This is a genomic window from Alcanivorax sp. HI0083 (assembly GCF_001635175.1).
In genome coordinates this window covers 1-914 of sequence record NZ_LWFX01000102.1, presented here as the reverse complement: position 1 = coordinate 914, position 914 = coordinate 1, and the positions used below count along the sequence as shown (strand labels likewise).

Annotated in this window: 1 protein-coding gene and 1 pseudogene; both read left to right on the top strand. The window is 56.6% G+C overall.

The features are described 5' to 3' along the window. Positions 1 to 236: pseudogene (locus A3754_RS26925) on the top strand (long-chain fatty acid--CoA ligase); the annotation flags it as partial. Positions 237 to 258: 22 nt separating this feature from the next. Then, positions 259 to 914, top strand: a 656-nt coding sequence (locus tag A3754_RS01125; protein WP_156496661.1) for an ABC transporter substrate-binding protein, incomplete at its 3' end; no start/stop codon positions are given.

The following is a 914-nucleotide window of genomic DNA, read 5'->3' as shown; positions in this document are numbered from 1 at the left end:
GCCAGGTACCGTTTTCCAATTTCGCTTCCCTGTGTCGGGCCAAAGAGGTGCTGGACCTCATCGACAGCATTGTTCAGGACGTGAATAAACAGTTCGCCCAGGTGGAACAAATCAAGTATTTCCGCCTGATCGATGTGCTGCTCACCGCCGAGGATGAGGAGCTGACCGCCACCATGAAGCTGAAGCGTTCCTTCGTGGAGAAAAAACACAAGCACCTGATTGATTCCATGTATTGATGGTACGAGAGGAGAGTGCATCATGAAGAAGCTTTGTCTGACGGCCCTGGCCGCCATAGCCCTTGTGGGCTGCAGTGACAACAAGGATGAAGAAAGTGCCGCGGTCGAGCCCGTGCGTGGCGTCACCGACACCGAGATTCGCCTGGGGGGCATGCATGACCTGTCTGGCGTGTTCGCCGCCTTCTCGTCGCCGGCGGTGCAGGTGGCCAACGACATGTTCGAAGAAGTGAACGAGCAGGGCGGCATTCATGGCCGCAAGATTCGTTATATCGTCGAAGACCATGCCTATCAGGTTCCCAAGGCAACGCAAGCGGTGAACAAGCTGGTCAGCCGCGATGAAGTCTTCGCCATGGTCATGAGCCTGGGGACGCCCCACAACCTGGCAGCATTCCCGATCATGGACCGTAACAACGTGCCCAGCATTCTTCCCCTGGCGCTTTCCAAGCCCATGGAAGAGCAGGGCGACTTCCGCTATCGCTACGTGTTCGGCCCCAGCTATTACGACGGTGTTCTTAAAGGTGTGAACAAGCTGGTGGAAACCGATGGCATCGAAAACCTGTGCGTGATGTATATCCCCCCCGACTTTGGTGAGGAAGTGAACCAGGCCGCCACCGACGCGGCTGCCAACAATGATGCCCTGAATCTGTTGGAAAGCTCCTCCCATCGCCCTGACGAAAG